The 16914-nt window shown below is 64.7% G+C and carries 15 protein-coding genes; 1 reads left to right on the top strand and 14 read right to left on the bottom strand.

Annotated elements, in window-relative coordinates:
- Window positions 1-11 precede the first annotated feature (11 nt).
- The 14 genes from FNV92_RS22595 to FNV92_RS22530 all read right to left on the bottom strand — a co-directional run bounded on the left by FNV92_RS22595 (window position 12) and on the right by FNV92_RS22530 (window position 16093).
- Complete coding sequence (locus FNV92_RS22595; RefSeq protein WP_143844495.1) at window positions 12-1034, bottom strand: xanthine dehydrogenase family protein molybdopterin-binding subunit; 1023 nt, start codon at window positions 1032-1034, stop codon at window positions 12-14.
- Window positions 1035-2627, bottom strand: coding sequence for a xanthine dehydrogenase family protein molybdopterin-binding subunit (locus FNV92_RS22590; RefSeq protein ID WP_143844496.1), 1593 nt, complete (start codon window positions 2625-2627; stop codon window positions 1035-1037).
- An 11-nt stretch (window positions 2628-2638) separates the two neighbouring features.
- A complete protein-coding gene (locus FNV92_RS22585; protein ID WP_143844497.1) occupies window positions 2639-3115 on the bottom strand; it encodes a (2Fe-2S)-binding protein in 477 nt (158 codons plus the stop codon).
- Window positions 3116-3121: 6 nt separating this feature from the next.
- Window positions 3122-3940 (bottom strand): FAD binding domain-containing protein, encoded by an 819-nt coding sequence (locus FNV92_RS22580; protein WP_143844498.1) that lies wholly within the window; start codon window positions 3938-3940, stop codon window positions 3122-3124.
- A complete protein-coding gene (locus tag FNV92_RS22575; RefSeq protein WP_143844499.1) occupies window positions 3941-4384 on the bottom strand; it encodes an SRPBCC family protein in 444 nt (147 codons plus the stop codon).
- A 5-nt stretch (window positions 4385-4389) separates the two neighbouring features.
- Complete coding sequence (locus FNV92_RS22570) at window positions 4390-4827, bottom strand: SRPBCC family protein (protein ID WP_015686997.1); 438 nt, start codon at window positions 4825-4827, stop codon at window positions 4390-4392.
- Window positions 4828-4837: 10 nt separating this feature from the next.
- Window positions 4838-7744 (bottom strand): flotillin family protein, encoded by a 2907-nt coding sequence (locus tag FNV92_RS22565; protein WP_143844500.1) that lies wholly within the window; start codon window positions 7742-7744, stop codon window positions 4838-4840.
- Between the two features lie 26 nt (window positions 7745-7770).
- Complete coding sequence (locus FNV92_RS22560; RefSeq protein ID WP_015686995.1) at window positions 7771-8604, bottom strand: phosphoenolpyruvate hydrolase family protein; 834 nt, start codon at window positions 8602-8604, stop codon at window positions 7771-7773.
- Between the two features lie 3 nt (window positions 8605-8607).
- Window positions 8608-10824, bottom strand: coding sequence for an ABC transporter permease (locus tag FNV92_RS22555; protein ID WP_143844501.1), 2217 nt, complete (start codon window positions 10822-10824; stop codon window positions 8608-8610).
- On the bottom strand, window positions 10817-11599 hold the full coding sequence (locus tag FNV92_RS22550) for an ABC transporter ATP-binding protein (protein WP_015686993.1): 783 nt from the start codon (window positions 11597-11599) through the stop codon (window positions 10817-10819). The genes FNV92_RS22555 and FNV92_RS22550 overlap by 8 nt, the downstream gene beginning before the upstream one ends.
- Window positions 11592-12680: a branched-chain amino acid ABC transporter permease gene (locus FNV92_RS22545; protein ID WP_015686992.1), complete on the bottom strand. Its 1089-nt coding sequence runs from the start codon at window positions 12678-12680 to the stop codon at window positions 11592-11594. The genes FNV92_RS22550 and FNV92_RS22545 overlap by 8 nt, the downstream gene beginning before the upstream one ends.
- A gap of 1 nt (window position 12681) precedes the next feature.
- Window positions 12682-13692: a branched-chain amino acid ABC transporter permease gene (locus tag FNV92_RS22540; RefSeq protein WP_143844502.1), complete on the bottom strand. Its 1011-nt coding sequence runs from the start codon at window positions 13690-13692 to the stop codon at window positions 12682-12684.
- Window positions 13693-13888: 196 nt separating this feature from the next.
- A complete protein-coding gene (locus FNV92_RS22535; RefSeq protein WP_015686990.1) occupies window positions 13889-14716 on the bottom strand; it encodes a helix-turn-helix domain-containing protein in 828 nt (275 codons plus the stop codon).
- Window positions 14717-14842: 126 nt separating this feature from the next.
- Window positions 14843-16093, bottom strand: a complete 1251-nt coding sequence (locus FNV92_RS22530) for an ABC transporter substrate-binding protein (protein WP_143846238.1) — start codon at window positions 16091-16093, stop codon at window positions 14843-14845.
- Window positions 16094-16586: 493 nt separating this feature from the next.
- Here FNV92_RS22530 and FNV92_RS22525 point away from each other — a divergent pair, with 493 nt between their 5' ends.
- On the top strand, window positions 16587-16730 hold the full coding sequence (locus FNV92_RS22525; RefSeq protein ID WP_015686988.1) for a hypothetical protein: 144 nt from the start codon (window positions 16587-16589) through the stop codon (window positions 16728-16730).
- The last annotated feature ends 184 nt before the right edge of the window (window positions 16731-16914 follow it).

The following is a 16914-nucleotide window of genomic DNA, read 5'->3' as shown; positions in this document are numbered from 1 at the left end:
GAACCAAACCTCTAGCGCCGCGGCTGCGGCCGCGCGCCGCCCTGGGCCTTGATCGCACGCAGCACCTTTTCCGGGGTGATCGGCAGATCGTCGATGCGCACGCCGACTGCGTTGAAGATCGCATTGGCCACGGCCGGCAGCACGGGGTTGGCGCACATCTCGCCGGGGCCCTTGGCGCCGAACGGGCCGTCGGGGGCAGGGCGCTCCAGCACGGCGATATCGTGCGGGCAGATGTCGCCCGGCCCGGGCATCAGATATTCGACGAAGTCACGCGGGCCATGCACGGGCTCGGGATAATAAGGCTCCGGCGTCTCATAGAGCGCGTGGCTGACGCCCATCCAGGCGCCACCGACAAGCTGCTGCTCGACCAGACGTGGGTTGAGCGCGCGGCCGAGCTCATAGGCCGAGTCCATCCGCACCATCGCAACCTCGCCGGTCTCGTCGTCAACATCGACCTCGGCGACGAGACAGGCATGGGCATAGCAAGTGGCGGGCGACATCTCGCCGGTCTCCGGATTCACCTCGGAGAGCGGCACCAGGAAGATACCGCGGCCGGAGATGGTCTTGCCCTGCTTGAACTGGGCGGCAATCGCGACGTCCTTGGTCGAGATCGAGCGATGCGGCGCGCCCTTGACGTGGATGTTACCGCGCCCGTCTGTATCGAGGTCGGCGGCGTTGACCTCCAGCTCCTCGGCAGCCGCCTCCATCATGACGCCGCGCGCCTCGCGGGCGGCCGCCATCACGGCGTTGCCGACGCGATGCGTGCCACGAGAGGCGAAAGAGCCCATGCAATGCGGACCGGTGTCGGAATCCGCCGTGTCGACATAGACGTCCTCGACCGGCACGCCCAGCGTCTCCGCGCAGATCTGCCGCGTGACTGACTTCATGCCCTGTCCGAGATCGATCGACGACAGCGCCACTGTGAACTTGCCGCTCGGATTGGAATGTACCAGCGCCTGGCTGGGGTCACCGCCGAGATTCATGCCGATGGGATAGTTGATCGACGCGATGCCGCGTCCGCGGTGCCGGGCCATCTAGCGCCTCCTGGTGCCAAAGACGGAGGAGAAACGGGTCGCGCCATGCGAGGGCGCGGCCGGCCGCGGCGAGGGCGGCGGAGCCGGTGGTGGCGGCTCGCGCGGCGGTTCGCGGGTGACGGCGGGCGGAAGCCGGTCGTAGCTGGTGCGCTGCTGCGCCGGAGTGGTGGACCTTGCGCGCGACGAATCCGTCGGCGTCGACGGAATGATGGCCCGGGTGCCGCCGCCATCCTTGCGTGAAGAGGCGCGTTTGAACTCCTCGCGGAGTGGCCACTTTGCCTTCTCCGCGGCCACCTGAACGCACTCGATCAGGGCCGTGTTCTTGGCCTCGCGTCGATGCGCCTTCATGTCGCCATCGCGATAGGCGTTGAGGATCCTGAACTCCATCGGATCCATGCCCACGAGATGCGCCAGCTTGTCCATCTGGCACTCGATCGCAAAATCCATCGCGGTGACGCCAAAACCGCGCATGGCGGTAGCCGGAGTGCGGTTGGTGAATACGCAATAGACGTCGCCATAGACGTTGGGGATGGTGTAGGGGCCCGGCAAATGCGCGGCGCATTTCACGGCAGCATAGCTGGACAGCCGCGTATAGGCGCCGCTGTCGAAATAGCAGCGGATCTTGCGCGCGACGACGCGGCCGTCGCGCATCACGCCGTCCTTGATGAAGATGCGCTCGGCGCCGCGCGGCGGCCCATACTGCATCTCCTCCTCGCGGCCGAACACGTAGCGCACGGGCCGCCCGGTCAGCATCGCGCCGAGGATCGCGAGCGGCTCGGTCAGCGTATCGACCTTGCCGCCAAAGCCGCCCCCGACCGTGCCGCCGATGAAGTGGAAGGTGTTGGACGGCATGTCCAGAATCTTGGCGCAGGTGTCGACCGAGAAGAACAGCGCCTGCGTCGAAGTGTAGACCACATAGCGGCCATTGGTGTCAGGGGCTGCGATCGCGCCGTTGGTTTCGGTCGGCGCATGCTCGATCGGCGACATTTGGTAGCGCTGTTCGAGCACATGGTCGGCAGTCGCGAGCGCCGCGTCGACATCGCCGAAGCGAAGCCTCTGGTGGTCGTAGGTCTCGTGATAAGTGAACGTGTTCTTGGGATACGTCTCGTTGACCACGGGCGCGCCCGGCTTGAGCGCATCCTCGACATCGAACACGGCTGGCAGCGGTTCATAATCGACCTTGACCTTCGCGATCGCCTCAAAGGCCTCGCGCTCGCTGTCGGCGACGATGGCGACGATGGGCTCGCCCTTGTAGCGGACTTTGTCGACCGCCAACGACGGCTCGTCGTCCTTGCCGAAATTGATCAAGCTCAGCAGCGTGTTGAGATTCACAGGCACGTCGGCGCCGCGGATGATCCGGCGTACGCCTGCCGATCGCTCCGCCTCTGTGGTGTCGATGCCGCGAATCCTGGCGTGCGCCTGCGTCGAGCGCACGACCTTCAGGTGCAGCATGCCCTGCAGCTTGTGGTCGTTGAAATAACTCGACGTGCCCGTGACATGCCCGAGCATGTCCTGGCGCTGGGTGCCCTTGCCGATTTCCTTTAAGTTGTCGTCGCGCTCGTCGGCGAAAATGTCCTTGCGCAATTCCAGCATGGTCGCTTTTCCTAGGCGCTGACTCGGCCGCCGGCGGCGGCGAGGATGGCATTGATGATCGGCTCGTAACCGGTGCAGCGGCAGATGTTGCCGGAGATCGCCTCGATCACCTCGTCGCGGCTCGGCGAAGGATTGCGGTCGAGCAGGGCTTTTGCGGCCATCAGCATGCCCGGCGTGCAGTAGCCGCACTGCGCGGCAAAATTGTCGGCAAAGGCGCGCTGGAGCGGATGCAGGTTCGGACCCAGCTTCATGCCGTCGAGCGTCTCGATGGAACGACCAGCTACACTTTCCGCCAGTGTCAGGCAGGAGAGGTGGAGTTCGCCGTCGATCAGCACACTGCAGGTGCCGCAGCCGCCCTGACCGCAGCCGAATTTCGGCGTCATGTCGCCGATCAGCTCGCGCAGCGCGACCAGCAGATTGGTGCCGCCATCCACGAAGATCGCGACGTCGCGGCCATTGTGACGAAATTGCAGGGGGATCTTGGACATGGGCCTCTATTCCTGGCCGGACAGCAGACGTCGCAGATGCACACCAACGATTTCGCGGCGATACCAGGCGCTGCCGAGCGCATTGTCGGATGGCGATGTTCCCTCAGTCGCGGCGGACGCAGCGGCTGCGATGGCCGCCGCATCCAGCGGCTGCCCCTCCAGTGCACGTTCCGCAGCGCGGGCACGGATTTGCGTCGGTGCCATCGATCCCAGCGCAATCCGGGCGCCGGCGATCCGGCCGCCGCTGATCGGCAGATGCGCAGCGAGCGTGATGACCGAGCCACCCTTTGGCTTGATGCGCGCGATCTTGCGATAACGGAAGGCCCCGGTGCTCGCCGGGCGGGTGCACGAGATCGACAGCACCAAGGTCCCTGACTGCCGGTCGCGCGCCTGCAGAAACTCCTCGATTCCGACGTCACGCGAGCCGAAGCCGCCTTGGACGGCGACGGTGGCATCGAGCGCGAGCAGCGCGACGGTGAAATCACCATAGGGGTTCGGAGCGAAGAGGTTTCCGCCGACCGTTCCCATGTTGCGTACGGCGGGCCCGCCGATCGAACGGGCAGGGGCGTGGAGGAAGCCGAGGTCGCGTTCGGCGAGAACGCGCGCGAAGGTGACACCGGCGCCGAGCGTGATACGCGGGCCGGATGCATCGAACCGGGTCAGCGCCTGGTCTTGGGCGCGCACAACGGTCGAGATCGACACGTCGCCCTCATTCAGCGCCCGCATCACCAGCGTGCCGCCACCGAGATAGCGGGCAGTGCGGTCGGAGGACAGGGCGCCGGCCGCCTCGCTGACGCTCGTAAAGGTCTTCACGGTCACGGCCATCTATGCGGCCTCCTTCAGATGTCGGCGGATCGCCTCGAACCCGGCCTGGTAAATGTCTTCGGCGACCATGTGGGTGATGCGGTCACGGTCTTCGGGCTTGGTCATGAAACGCGATTCCCAATGCCAGAAGGTGCGGTCGCCGTCGGTGACTGGCAGCAGGCGAACATGGGCGACGTAATTGAACATCGGGATCGGGGTATCGAGCAGGCAGTAGCTGAAGCTTTGTTCGAGGTCGGACAGCGCCAGCAATTGCTCGCGCAGCTCGGCGCCGTCCTTCAGCTTGAAGCGCCTGACGCAGCCGATCTTGTCCGAGGCATATGCGCGCTCGATCGAGGAGGTCGCGACGGCCGGGTGCCAACGGTCATGCCCGTTGAAATCGCGCAGCATCGCCCACGCCGCATCGGTCGGCGCGTCTAGGATCGTGCTTTTGACAATGTGCGGCACGGGTGTCAGCCTCCGAACACGCGCTTGAGGGCATCGAAGCCGCCCTGGAACACGCCGCCGCCGATGTTGCCGACGAGTTCGGTCTCCCGCTCCGGCGCGCAATCGAACTCGGCGGTCCATTCCACAAAGGTCTGGTCGCCATCGGTGACGGGCGTCAGCCGCAGTGTTGCGACGTAGTTCTCGACGCCCATCGGGGATTCCAGGATCGAATAGGTGCAAAACATGTCGTAATCGGAGAGGCCCAAAAGCTTCTCGCGGATGCGGTCGCCGTTGCGCAGGCGAAAGTCGCGCACACATCCGATTTTGTCCGAGGGCTCGCCGCCCTCGATGCGGCTTTCGGCGATCGCGGGATGCCAGTTCGGCAGGCCGTTGAAGTCACGCACGCGCGCCCAGACGCGATCGTTGCGCGCATTGACGACGGTGGAGACGTAGACGCGGGGCATGGGTCGGACCTCAGCTCTTCTTCCGCGAACTGCGGTCGGCCGGTGGTTCGCCGCCGCCCTCAGCCATAGGCGGGGAGGCGGCCGGCTTGTCGCCACCTCCACCGCCCTTGCGGGCGGACTCTTTGATTCCCTGCATGTCGCGGGCTTCGCGGATCAGGCCCGGCATTTTGGCGAGGCTGCCGCCCTCGACGCCTATGTCGGCCAGGAGTGAATCGATCAACGGCGCCTGCACGCGATAGCGCAGCGCCGAGTCGATCACCTCGTCGGTGGCGCTGCGGCCCCCATTGCCGCCATGGCCGTTGCCGTTGAGGCCGTCGACCTGGAGAATGCGGATGCCCTCGATCTTCTCCATCGGCTTGACGCTCTCGCGCACGATGCCCTCGATGCGGTCGAGCAATTTGCGGCGGAACAGCGAGTAGCGCGCCTGGTCGGTCAGCACGTTCTCGGCTTCGTTGAGCATCCGCTGCGCCTCCGCCTCGACGGCCGCGCGCACACGCTCGGCTTCTGCAGCGATCCGGGTCTCCTCGGCCTGCTTTTCGGCGATCATGACTTCGACCGTCTTCCGGCGCTTTGCGATCTCGCTTTCGCGCGCGGTGATGACGCGCTCGGTCGCTTCGGTGGCGCGCATCCGCGCTTCCTCCGCCATCGCCTTGGCGGCGGACTCCTCCAGCGACTTCTGATGAATCGCAATGGCCTTCTCCATCAGGACCGTCTCGACCTCCTTCTCGCGATTGACCTCAAGCTTACGCAGTTCGCGCTCGCGGCCGACACGGGCCTCGTCGAGGCCGCGGTCGGAGGCGATGCGGGCGCGTTCGACTTCCTCGTGGGAGGCGATTTCGGCCTCCTGGAGGGACTGGACGCGGGCGACCTCGAGCTGCTCGATCGCACGGCGGCGTTCCAGCCGGGCGGCTTCCAGCGCCTGCTCGCGGGAGACGTCCGTGGTCTCGACCTCCTTGCGGGCAACGATCTCGGCCTGCCGGACCTGGCGGTCGGCATCGATCCGCTCGGACTTCTTGGCGGACAGCGCGATGACGCGGTCTTCGTCCGCGATCTCGATCGCCTTTTTCTGCTCGATGTTGAGCACCTCGCGCTTCTTGGAGGAGTTGATCCGTTCGGCTTCCAGTGCGAGATCGACGGTGATGCGCTGGCGCTCGATGGCATCGCGCCGCTTCAGCTCGGCCGCCTCCAGGATGCCGGTCCGCTCGATTTCGAGCGAACGCGTGTCGCGCTCCGCCTGGATACGCTCGGCCGCGACCGCCTTCTCCTGGGCAATGCGGGCCGCCTCGATCGCCTCGCGGGAGGCGATGTCGGCTTCCTCGACCGCGCGGTTGCGAGCGATCTCGAGCGAGCGGACGCGCTCTTCCTGGGCGATACGCGAGGCTTCGGTGGTCTCGCGCGCGGCGATGCCGGCGACTTCGAGGGTCTGGTTGCGCTCGATCTCAAGCTGCCGCGTGTTCTGCTCGGCGGCGATGCGCTCGGCGGCGAGCGTCCGCTCGCGGGCGATGCGAGCGGCCTCGACGGCGCGCTGCGCCTCGATCTCGGCCTCCTGGATGGTGCGAACCTGCTGAATCTCCAGCGCGCGGGTACGCTCATCGGACGAGATGCGTTCGACATTGACGATCAACGTCTGGGCGATGCGGGCCTTCTCGGTCGCCTCGCGGGCGGCGATCTCCGCCTGGTCGACGGCACGGGTGCGCTCGATCTCGCGGCGACGCGTTTCCTCTTCATTGGCAATGCGAGCGTCGGTGACGACGCGGTCTTGCTGGATCCGGGCTTTCTCGACCGCCTCGCGGGCGGCGATCTCGGCCTCCTCGACGGTCCGTATCCGCTCGATCTCAAGCTGGCGGACCTCGCGCTCCGATGCGATGCGGGTCGTGTCGATCGAGCGCTGGTTAGCGATCCGGGTCTTCTCGATCTCCTCGCGCGCCAGCAGCTCCTTCTCTTCGATAGTGCGGGTACGCTCGATCTCCTTCTGCCGGGTCTCGCGCTCGGCGGCGATGCGGGCCTCGGCAATCGCCTGCTCATTGGCGATGCGGGAGCGTTCGATCGCCTCGCGCGCCGAAATCTGGGCCTGTTCAGCCTCGGTCTCGCGCAACGCGCGCTCGCGGGCGACCTCGGTGCGCTGGAGCGCGCGGCGCATCTCGATGTCGCGCTCCTGCTCCAGCCGCGCCGTCTCACTCTCGCGCTCGATTTCGAGCGCCTGACGCTCGGCTTCCAGATTGCGGGTGCGGATCTTGATCATCGAGTCCTGCTCGATGTCGTTGCGCAGCTTGCGCCGCGCTTCGATGTCTTCCATCAACCGGGTCAAGCCCTCGGCGTCGAACCGGTTCGAGGGATTGAAGAATTCGAGGTCGGTCTGGTCGAGATCGGTGATCGCGACGGATTCGAGCTCAAGACCGTTCTGGGCGAGGGCTTCGGCCGCATTGGTCTTGACGCGTGTGACATAGTCGCCGCGTCGTTCGTGCATCTCTTCGAGGGTCATTTCGGATGCGACCGAGCGGATCGCGGAAATGAACTTGCCGGCCAGCAGCGCGTGGAGCTGTTCCGGCTCCATGGTGCGGCGGCCGAGCGTTGCGGCGGCGATCGAGACCGCTTCGCGGGTGGCCTGGACCCGAACATAGAAGTCGGCTTCGATGTCGACGCGCATGCGGTCGCGGGTGATCACCGCATCCTGACGCGATCGCACGATGCCCATCGGCAGCACGTTCATGTTGACGGGTGTGTAATCGTGAATGAAGGGCAGCACGAACGCGCCGCCGTTGATCACTACGCGTTCGCCGAGGAAGCCGGTCCGGACGAAGGAAACTTCCTTGGAGGACCGGTGATAGAGCCAGTTGACTATGTAGACGCCAACCACGATCACGATAACAGCAACGATCAGCCAGAGGATGAGCTCGCCGACCAGGATCCCTGACATGTTTCCCTCCCTCAATCTTGCAGGCGTTATCGCGCGCTGATCGCCTTGAATTTGCGGACTTGTTCCGTCAAAGCCCGCTCCACTGGCAGCCGCTCCATCGAGGAGGCGCCGTAGAATCCGTGGCAGTAACGGGTGTTCTTCATGATGAAATCGGCATCTGCGGGATCCGCGATCGGGCCGCCGTGGGCGAGCACCAAAATGTCGGGATTGACGCTGAGTGCCGCCGAGGCCCAGGTGTCGATGCGCGAGGGGCAGTCCTTCAACTTGGGGGCGGTCTGGGCCCCGATCGTGCCGCCGGTGGTGAGCCCGAGATGGCAGACGATGATGTCAGCGCCGGCGATCGCCATCGCTGCCGCCTCCTTCTCGCTGAAGACGTAGGGCGTCGTCAGCAGCTCCTTCTCGCGTGCCTTCGCGATCATGTCGATCTCCAGCGCGTAGGACATGCCGGTTTCTTCGAGATTGGCGCGGAAGATGCCGTCGATCAGGCCGACGGTCGGGAAGTTCTGCACGCCGGCAAAGCCGATCGCCTTGAGCTGGTCAAGGAACACGTCCATGTCGCGGAACGGGTCGGTGCCGTTGACGCCGGCAAGCACCGGCGTCTTGCTGACGACCGGCAGCACCTCGCTCGCCATCTCAACCACGATGGCGTTGGCGTCGCCGTAAGGCATCAGTCCGGCGAGCGAGCCGCGGCCGGCCATGCGGTAGCGGCCGGAGTTGTAGATGACGATGAGATCGACGCCGCCGGCTTCCTCGCATTTGGCCGACAGGCCGGTTCCGGCGCCGCCGCCGACGATCGGCTCGCCGCGTTTCGCCATCTCGCGAAACCGCTTGAGGAGTGCTGCGCGTTCAAACCGGGCCATCGGTCACCTCGCTACTCTCCGGCGCGCCCCGCCGCGTCCGAACAAGGTTCGGAATGCGCTCACGATGGTCGAGGCGAACTCGGGATCGTTGATGTTCTGCTTGACGCGGATGAGTTGCCTGTTGCCGGTCGCGCGCACTGTGCGCTCCAGCGCGCGGAATAGCGCAGCGTCCGCCTCCGGGTCCCAGAACGGCTGGCCGCGGACATCGAGCGCGGAAACGCCACCCTCGGGGAGGAAGAAGCGCACAGGCCCGTCCATCTGGTTCAGCCGCTCGCCGATCCAGCGGCCCATGCGCTCGCTTTCTTCCACCGTCGTTCGCATCAACGTCACCTGCGGATTGTGGAGGTGGAATTTGCGATTGCGATAGCGCTCGGGGATAGTGTCGGGCGCGCCGAAATTGACCATGTCGAGCGCGCCGACCGAGCCGACATATGGCAGGCGGGTGCGGATAACAGCGCCGAAGCGATCCTCCGTCGCCGGAAACACGCCGCCCATCAGCAAGTCGCAGATCTCGGTGGTCGTGAGATCGATCACGCCGGCAAGCTGGCCGGAATCGACCAGCTTCTCCATCGATCGTCCGCCGACGCCGGTGGCGTGGAATACCAGGCACTCGAAATCCTCGTGCAGATCGGCCGCGATCTTCTGCACCGCGGGCGTGGTGACGCCGAACATGGTGATGCCAATCGGCGGCAGCCCGGTCCTCGCGGCGCGGTCCTTCGTGTCGCGCTGGTCGAGCCGCGCCTTGACCATGCCGGCGATGGCATTGGCGCCGTTCGACAGCACTGCGCGCGAGATCGAATTGAGGCCCTGCACGTCCGTCACCGAATACATCATCGTGATGTCGGCGGGGCCGACATAGGGTCCGACGTCACCCGAGGCGACCGATGAGACGATCAACTTCGGCACGCCGATGGGGAGGATGCGCATGCCGGGCGCGACCAGCGATGCGGCGCCGGAGCCGCCGGCCGAGATCACACCGGCGATATTGCCACGGCGCTTGATCCAATTGGCAAACGCATCCGCCATCGCGGTAACAGCAACACCGCGATCCGGACCGAACACGGCCGAGCCGCCGCGGCCGTGGTTCAGGGCGATCTCCTGCGCGGAGACGTCGCAGGTCGCGTGCTTGCCGCTGGTGGAGACGTCGACCAGTCGCGTACGCAGGCCGCTTTCGGCGATGATGTCACGGATGAACCGAAGCTCGGTCCCCTTGGTGTCGAGCGTGCCGACGACGAGGATCTCGGGTGCGCCAGCGGTTTGCGCCGTCACCGGCTCACGCTTGCGCCGTGCGCTCTCGTCGAGACGCGCAACTTGTATTGAGAGCGTTCGTGCAGCCGCTTCGATCCGTGCGATCGGGACCGGCTGCGACCAGCGCGTCGGCGGGGTGGGATTGGAGATGTAGATTCGTGTTGGGCCGCTCGCGCGCGCGGGCTGAGGGACCGGCTTTACCTCGCCGCCGGCGGCCGGCACATCGATGTCGGGCTCCAGTTCAGCATGAAGTCCGACGCCGAGCAGGCGCCGCTGCAACTCGCGGTCAGCGGACAACCGACTAGAGTCGATGACGCGATTGATCCGGCCATTGACCATGATCGCAACATTGCGCGAGATGGCGGTGGCAACGCCGATGTTCTGCTCGATCACGAGCACGGACATGTCGCCGTCCTCGCCCAACTGGAGCAGCATCTCCTCGACCTGGGTGACGATGACGGGCGCGAGCCCCTCGGTCGGCTCGTCCATGATCAAGAGGTGAGGGTTGGTCAGCAATGCGCGCGAGATCGCGAGCATCTGCTGCTCGCCGCCGGAGAGCTGGCCACCGCCATGGTCCTTGCGCTCGGCGAGCCGCGGAAAGGTGTCGTAGATACGCTCGACGGTCCATGGGCCGGATCGCATGCCGCCGGCCAGCCGCAGATGCTCGTCGACGCTGAGCGAGCGCCAGAGACGGCGACCCTGCGGCACGTAGCCGACGCCGAGACGTGCGATAGTCGCGGACGGCCAGCGCGTAATATCCTCACCGCGGACGCGGATCGACCCGCCGCGCACCGGCACGAGGCCCATGATGGCCTTGCACAGCGTGGTCTTGCCCATGCCGTTGCGGCCGACCACGGAGAACACGCCGGTATCGAGCGAGAGGTCGACGCCCTGGAGCGCATGCGAATGGCCGTAATAGACATCGAGGCCGCGGACTTCGAGTGCGGCGGGTGAGCGGCGGGCCTCACTCATGGCCGCCTCCCAGATAAAGCTCCTGGACTTCAGGGTCGGACTGGATCTCCTCCGGCACGCCTTCCTTGAAGATGCGGCCGTTATGCATCATCGTCACGCTCTCGACGACGCGGAGCGCCACGTCCATGTCGTGCTCGATGATGATGTAGCCGATATGCGCCGGCAGCGAGGTCAGGATCTCGACAAGCTCGGCCCGCTCGGTCGGCGACAGGCCGGCGGCCGGCTCGTCGAACAGCACGAAGCGGGGGGCGCCTGCAAGCGCCAGCGCGATCTCGAGCTGCCGCTGCTGGCCGTGCGCGAGTTCGGCAACGCGCTGATCCTTGACCCCCGCAAGATGCACGGCCTGCACCAGACTGTCGGCCGCGTGCATCAGCGCATCGTTCTGGCCGGGCCGCAGGAATGAGAAGCGTCCACGCGAAACGCCGCGGCAGGCGAGGTAGACGTTGTCCCGCACGGTGAGGCCGGGGAACAGCGCGGAAATCTGATAGGTCCGCCTGAGCCCGCGGCGGATGCGCTCATAGGGCGGGAAGTGCGTGACGTCCTCGCCAAAGAAACGGATTGTGCCTGATGTCGGCGGGAAGTCGCCGGTGATGCAGTTGAACAGCGTGGTCTTGCCGGCGCCGTTGGAGCCGAGCACGGCGCGCCGTTCGCCTGGGCGCACGGTGATGGTGACGTCGGTCAGCGCAGCCAACGCGCCGAACAGCCGCGTGACGCCGCGCAGCTCGAGGGCTGCACCGGCACCGACAGCGGAGAGGCGCTGGGCGACGCTATCCATGACCACGCCCTCCGCCCGGGCGATCCGACTGTGGACGGTAACTCCGGCGCCAGCGCTGCCACAAGCCGATCACGCCGTCCGACGACCAGAACACGATGGCGAGGAAGCCGAGTCCAATCAGCAGCCGGAACCGGTTGCCGTCGAGCCCGATCTTGATCAGGAAGTCGAGCGCGAAGGTACGCAAGAGTACGAAAACCAGCGCGCCGATATAGGGACCGATCGGCCGGGTGATGCCGCCGACGACGGCGATGATGAGAATGTCGATACAGGCGCCGACGCTGACCGAGCCCGGCGAAATCTGGCGATAGTTCCAGACCTGGAGCACGCCGGCGAGACCCGCGATGAAGGATGCCACCGCATAGGCCGCGACGCGGTGGGCATTGACGTTGAAGCCGAGCGCCGCCATGCGGCGCGGATTGTCGCGCACGCCCTGCAGCGCGAGGCCGAACGGCGCGCGGGAGATGTAGTCCACGGCGAAATAGCAGAGTGCGGCGACCGCGAGCACGACATAGTAGAAGGGAATGTCGGCGCGCCAGTTCACGCCCCAGAAATGCGGCGTTGCAACGTTGTTGATGCCGGTATGGCCGTTGAAGATCGCCCAGTTCTGGTTAGTGAAGTAGTAGAAGGCTGCTCCGATCGCGAGCGTGATCATAATGGTGTAGATGCCCTCGGTGCGCACGGCGAGCGCGCCGCCGAGCGTGCCGAAGATGGTCGCCAGCGTCAGCGCCATCGGAACCGCCAACCACCACGGCCAGCCCAGGCTGATATTGGCGTTTCCGCTGACGCCGAACACCGCGACCATGTAGGCTGAGAAGCCTGCGATGGTGAGCTGCATCAGGCTGACCATGCCGCCATAGCCGGCCAGGAACATCAGGCTGAGCGCGATGGTGCCGAGGATCAGCGTGGTTGCAAAGATCTCGATCAGGAAGAAGCCGTTGGCGACCAGCGGCATGGCAAGGAGAATGACCGCAATGATCCAGGCGGCTGGATTGTTGATGTCGGGCCAGCCGCGCGCGGCCTGCCGCTGCGCGGCTGAGGCCGGGCTGCGGATCTGAATGCGCGCATCGTGGGTGACGGACATGTTAGCGCCTCGCAAGCAGGCCCTGCGGCCGAAGCGCCAGCACCAGCACCATGATCAGGAAGGTCACGACGATGGCGTAGGTCGGGATGTAGACCGAGCCGAGCTGTTCGGCGAGCCCAATGATGAGCGCACCGAGCGCAGCGCCGGGAATCGAGCCCATGCCGCCGACGATCACGACCACGAGGGAGGCGAGCAGGAAGCGGATGTCCTCGCCGGGCGAGAGCGACTGGAAGGTACCGCCGACGACGCCTGCGATACCGGCGAGCCCGGCACCGAGCGCGAACACGAGTACGAAGACGATCTGGATACGCACGCCGGTCGCGGCAAGAATGTCGCGGTCGTCGACACCGGCGCGGATGATCATGCCAATCCGCGTGCGGTTGAGCGCGAGCCACATCGCGATGCCGATGATCACGGAGGCCAGGAAGATCACGAGCCGCACCAGCGGATAGCGTAAGTAGACCGGTTCGCCGGAGGATTTCACCGCGGTGATCAGCGGCAGATCGATCGGACCGATCAGCCAGGTCGGGGTCTGGATCTGGTAGAAGTCGCCGCCGCAAGCCCACAGCATGAGGTCGGCGAACACGATCGAAAGGCCGATGGTCACCATGGTCTGGCGCAGATCCTGGCCCTCCATGCGGCGGAAGACGAGCACCTGCAGCAGGACGCCGACCAGCGCCGTCAGAATGAAGGCGACGATGAAGGCGAGGATCCAGGAGCCGGTCGAGGCGCTGACGGCGTAGCCGACATAGCCACCGAACAAATAGAGCGAGCCGTGCGCGAGGTTGACGTTGCGCATCAGGCCGAAGATCAGCGTGAAGCCGCTGGCGACGAGGAAGTAGAGGCCGCCGAGCGTGATGCCGTTGAAGAGCGCGTTGAGGAAGACCCGCTTGCGGCCGACGGTGTCTTCGAGGCCGGGCGGCCAGACCGCGAAGATCAGCCACATCGTCGCTGCGATCGCGATGATGACGATCAGCGCCCAGGCCGGATGACGCTCGACAAAGCGGGTCATGGCGTTGCCTCGCTCCGTTTGCGACGGCCGCCATCACACTTCGGATGCAGGTCGGACAGCCCTGTGTAGGCTGCGTACCTTGCCATGGATTTGCGTCCTCCCCGGACATGCGATCCTCTTGCCGGGATCGTGTTCGCCACATTCTAAGGGAGGCGCAAGCGAAGCATTTGATCGTGAGTATCTTTTCGCGCGTCCGTCAGCCGCGCAAAACCTTGGCCGCGCGGCGATAATCGGTCGGCGCCATCCCGACATTGGCGGCGAAGAAGCGGGTAAACCCGCTCTGCGAGGAGAAGCCGAGATCGAAGCCGATATCGGCGATCGGCGCTTCGCTCGCCACCAACGCTTCCAATGCCTGCTCCATCATCAGGGTGTTGAGATAGAGGTGCGGCGTGACGCCGGTCTGAGTACGGAACAGCCGGTAGAAATGCGGTCGCGACAGGCCGGATTCGCGTGCGATAGTGTCGAGCTCGATCTCCGCGCCCGGGCTCTCCGACATCATCTTGATGCACTTGCGGACGCGAAAATCGGTAATGGAGCCATTCGTGCGCAGATCGGGCGCGGCCTCGGTCTGCTGCCAGCTTTCGTCGTAGCAAATATCGATGAGCCTTCGCAGCTCGCCATCGAGGCTGTTCAGCGAGGGTGCGCCGCACACAAGGGCGGCCGCGTGCCTGATGTGCTTGTCCAGCGCAGGCGATCGCACGAACTGGGTCCGGCCGAAGCGGAGGCGGTCGGCGCCGGGCGCATCGGGGGCAAACCATTCCGGATTGACATAGAGCACGAAGAAGACAGCACCGCCGTCGAGATCTGTGGGGAGGAAATTATGCGGTTCCCACGGGTTGACCGCGACGACGGAGCCTTCAGTGAGCTCGTAGCGTCCATCGTTGACATCGATGCACGCAGATCGCCCGCCGACATGGAAGATCAAATGACCTTCGCGATGCGCGTGGATATTGAAGGGGCGGTTCAACTGATAGACCGTCGCCCGGCCGAAGCGGCCGTGGAAGACGGCGAGCGCTCGGCTCATGCCTTCCCTCCCAGAAGCGTTTGTCTTTTTTGATAGCGTTCAACAACCGGGGAGAGAATGCAAGGGAGCACGATGTCCATGCTTTGCAAATCTCTCCCGGATCGTCACTTCGCGAACGTGACTACGTCAGTACTTCTTACATTCCGGGACTGTGCGGCTTGGCAAACCGATCTTGGCGAAAACCACGGGGTCATAGCCCAGCGTCTGGTTCACGTTCGGGATCACCTTCACGACCTTGCTGAACAGCGCGCCCTTGCCGTCGTCGACGACCTCGGTGACAAAGTTGGTGCCGATCGCCTGGCGGTTGGCGTCGAGCTTGATCTTGCCGTTTGGCGCATCCAGCTCGATCTTGGCCAGCGCGGTCTTGTATTTGGACTGGTTATCGCTGAGATCTCCATTGACCTGACGCAGCGCCAGGATCAGCGCCATGGTCGAGCCATAATAGTTGGTGGCGAGCAGCGACGGGCTGGGGAAGCGCTTGTTGGGCGGGAAGGCATCCTGATAGTTCTTCACGAATTTCTGCCAGCCTGGATCTTCCCAGGTGTCGGCTTGACCGCTCGCGGCCAGCGTGCCGACCAGCGCGTTCTTGGCATTACCTTTGGACGACAGGATGGTCTGATCGATCATGATCGAGCCGCCCATCAGATGTGCCTTGCCCCCGGCCTGCTGGTACTGGTTAAGGAAGTTGACGGCGTCGGCGCCGCCGAGGCCGAGATAGATCGCATCGACGTCATCCGGCAGCGCAGCGATGACTGAGGCAAAGTCCTTGGTGCCGAGCGGCACCCATTGCCGGTTGGTGACCTGTCCGCCCGCGCCACAGAACTCGAGCACCAGGCCGAACACCTGCGTATAGATGAAGGAATAGTCCTCGCCGACGGTCGCGATCTTGCGATACTTCTTCTCGTCGTAGGCATATTTGCCGAGGCCCACCTGCCACTGCGCACCGTCCATATTGTAACGGAAGAAGTTCGGGGCCGGATCGACATAGGTCGTTTCCTGGGCTCCGGAGGCGGCGTTGATGAAGGTCAACTCCGGATGGGTCTTGGCGAAGTTCTTGACTGCAATGCCTTCGTCACCGGACAGCGGCGACAGCAGGATCTGCACCTTGTCTTGCTCGATTAGCTTGCGTACGGCTCGCACGGCGGAGTCCGGCGTTGCGTCAGTCGATGCGATAACAAATTCGAGCTCTTTATCGCCGACCTTCTTACCCAGCACGTTGAGCGCCGTCTGGAAGCCGCGGATGCCGTCCTCACCGAGAACAGTATACGTGCCTTCGAGCGTTGCGGTGACGCCGACCTTGATCTTCTCCTGCGCAAAGGCGGTGCCCGACAACAACAGGCTGCTCAACGCGATCAGTCCTAGACTGCCTTTCAACATCGCTCTCCTCCCTGGGGCGTTCTTGTCGCTGTTTTTCGCCGCACTCTCGCGCGTCCGCCGCGCAGTGCGGCGTTTCGGCAAGGAGAGCGGTCGCTTCGACGGTTTCTTGGGAGGGAGGCTAACCGAACTCGGATGCAGCACACGCGTCGAAGCCATGCGCGGCTTAACGGGCAGTCTCATTTTGAATATTGCGGCGCAAATTGTTTCGCAATGCAATAGACGATCGTGGCGCGCGGCCGTAGCATGGAAGTCGAGGCGATGGTTTCCAACCGTGACAAGGGCTTCGTTGAGCACAGCTAAAATGCCCAGATCGAGGTCAGTACCTTAAACTTCGGCCCGGCACAGCTTCCTGCACAGCAAGGTCGTTAGCGTCTCGCGCGATGCCGTCGTCAAGGACAAGCCGCCAGAGCAAAATGGTGCTGCGAAGCAGGGCGGCCGCGCTGTTCGAAATCGTGTGTGCCCGCATGCTCTATGCGGCGTGCGAGGCACACAGATGCAGGTCGAGAACAAGATAGTCTACTTCACGCCTGGCGGGGCGGTGACAGTGGAGATCAAGATAGATCAGCGTCGGATGATCGAGTTTGTGATGTCGCCGCGGTTGGATATCGGGCAGGAGATTGATGCTGTCGTGCCGTGAGGGGCTGTCAGTGCTCCCAATCGGCGTGATCCAAGGCATGTGAGGTGTCCACCCCAGGCATTCCCGGGTGAAGTTGTCGACCTTGGCCAGGATATATGGAAAGTGACGGCCGACTTGCCGCCGTAAGGGTCTCGAAAATGTGGCGCGTGCAGCCTCGCTTCCGTGCGCCGGACGTGCGCACTGA

The sequence above is a fragment of the Bradyrhizobium cosmicum genome (assembly GCF_007290395.2).
Taxonomy (GTDB): domain Bacteria; phylum Pseudomonadota; class Alphaproteobacteria; order Rhizobiales; family Xanthobacteraceae; genus Bradyrhizobium; species Bradyrhizobium cosmicum.
Note: the sequence above shows the minus strand (reverse complement) of the source record. Positions and strands in the feature narration are given on the sequence as shown.